This is a genomic window from Skermanella stibiiresistens SB22 (genome assembly GCF_000576635.1).
Taxonomy (GTDB): Bacteria; Pseudomonadota; Alphaproteobacteria; order Azospirillales; family Azospirillaceae; genus Skermanella; species Skermanella stibiiresistens.
In genome coordinates, this window is sequence record NZ_AVFL01000096.1 from 1 (window position 1) to 1,482 (window position 1,482).

The 1,482-nt window shown below is 63.8% G+C and carries 1 protein-coding gene; it reads left to right on the plus strand.

Features of this window, described 5'->3' with window-relative positions; all coding sequences use genetic code 11:
* Positions 1-166 precede the first annotated feature (166 nt).
* Complete coding sequence (locus N825_RS35585) at positions 167-1,372, plus strand: ABC transporter substrate-binding protein (RefSeq protein WP_037462352.1); 1,206 nt, start codon at positions 167-169, stop codon at positions 1,370-1,372.
* The last annotated feature ends 110 nt before the right edge of the window (positions 1,373-1,482 follow it).

Consider the following 1,482-nt stretch of genomic DNA (forward strand, 5'->3'; position numbering starts at 1 on the left):
CATGATCCCGAACGACCAGCTCGAGGCGAACATGGGGAAACTGCACGAGTATCTCGGCGTCTGACGCGCTTGACGCGTCGGACGCCGGTATTCCGCCCGTGTGGCCAGACGGAACAAGACCAAAAACCAAGAATACCAACGACAAAGATGAATGGGGATGTTGAAAATGCTCAAGACTCTTCTCGCCGGCACCGCCCTGCTCGCGCTGTCCGCCGGCGCCGCCAGCGCCCAGATTTCCGGTGACGCCGTCAAGATCGGCGTCCTGACCGACAAGTCCAGCCTCTACGCCGATGTCGCCGGCGAAGGCTCCGTCGTCGCCGCCCAGTTGGCGGTCGAGGAGTTCGGCGGCAAGGTCGCGGGCAAGCCGGTCCAGGTCATCTCGGCGGACCACCAGAACAAGGCCGACATATCGTCCAACATCGCGCGCCAGTGGTTCGACACCGAGGGGATCGACGCCATCGCGGACTTGGTCACCTCCTCGACCGCCCTGGCCGTCCAGGAAGTCGCCCGTGACAAGGGCAAGATCACGCTGATCTCCGGGGCGGCGACCTCGAAGCTGACGGGCGACGCCTGTTCGCCGACCGGCTTCCACTGGACCTACGACACCTACGCGCTGGCGGTCGGCACCGGCCGCGCCGTCGTCCAGGAAGGCGGCAAAAGCTGGTTCTTCATCACGGCCGACTACGCCTTCGGACAGGCCCTGGAAGCCGACGTGACCCGCGAGGTCAAGGCGATGGGGGGAGAGGTCAAGGGCAGCGTCCGCCATCCCCTCAACAACTCGGACTTCTCGTCCTTCCTGCTCCAGGCGCAGGCCTCGGGCGCCAAGGTCATCGGTCTGGCCAACGCCGGCGCCGATACGACCAACTCGATCAAGCAAGCGGCGGAGTTCGGCATCACCGCGTCCGGACAGTCGCTGGCCGGTCTGCTGCTGTTCATCTCCGACGTCGATTCGCTTGGTTTGCAAACCGCGCAGGGGTTGTCGCTGACCACCGGCTTCTATTGGGACATGGACGACGAGACCCGTGCCTGGTCGGCCAAGTTCGAGAAGAAGACCAATCGCAAGCCGACCATGGTCCAGGCCGGCGTCTATTCCTCGGTCCTGCACTATCTCAAGTCGGTCGAGGCGGCTGGCACGGATGACGGCGTCAAGGTCGCGGCCAAGATGAAGGAATTGCCGGTCAAGGACATGTTCGCCAAGAACGGCAAGATCCTGGCCAATGGCCGCATGATCCACGACATGTACTTGGCGCGGATCAAGCAGCCGGCGCAGTCGAAGGGTCGCTGGGACTACTATGACATCCTGCGGACGATCCCCGCCGCCGAGGCCTATCAGACGGCGGAGCTCAGCGGTTGCCCCTTCACCAAGAAGTGAGTCCTGATTTAGTGGGCGATTGGGAGGAACCAGACACATGATGGAGCTGCTGGGGGTGCCCCCCCCAGGTCCTGTTCGGTCAGCTCCTGCTGGGGCTGATCAACGGGTCC

Bases quoted from the DNA above. Each gene is read 5' to 3' on its own strand.
- N825_RS35585 (WP_037462352.1), top strand. From the start codon at position 167: ATGCTCAAGACTCTTCTCGCCGGCACCGCCCTGCTCGCGCTGTCCGCC.